We start from the raw sequence: 432 nt of genomic DNA, 5'->3' as shown, positions 1-432 counted from the left end.
TGCCGACGCAGGCGCCGGTGCGGCCGCCTTGTCGTAGTCGACCGGCGCATCCGGCGCGCGCGGCGCTTCGCCGGCCCGCTCGATCCACCCGCCGCCCAGTGCGCGGTACAGATCGACCAGGTTCGTCCAGCGTGCGAGACGCGCGCTGATCAGCGACTGCTGCGCCGAATACAGATCCGTCTGCGCGGTCAGCACCGACAGGTAACTGTCGACACCGTTCTTGTAACGCAGGTCCGACAGGTCGAAGCGCCTCTGTTGCGCGTGCTCGTTGCGCTCGAGCGCCGCGATCTGCTGGTCGTACGTCCCGCGTGCGGCCAGACCGTCCGACACTTCGCGGAATGCCGACTGGATCGCCTTCTCGTAGTTCGCGATCTCGATGCGCTTCTGCACGTGTGCAAGATCGAGGTTCGCGATGTTCGAGCCGCCCTCGAA

1 protein-coding gene is annotated in these 432 nt (G+C 66.9%); it reads right to left on the bottom strand.

Going from position 1 to position 432, the window contains the following annotated elements:
- The coding region (locus HWX08_RS34170; RefSeq protein ID WP_175807161.1) for a TolC family protein at positions 1–432 on the bottom strand (432 nt) is incomplete at both ends.

The organism is Burkholderia metallica, assembly GCF_902832845.1.
GTDB lineage: Bacteria > Pseudomonadota > Gammaproteobacteria > Burkholderiales > Burkholderiaceae > Burkholderia > Burkholderia metallica.
The sequence above is the reverse complement of the archived record's forward strand: the minus strand, read 5'-3'. Positions and strand labels throughout refer to the sequence as shown.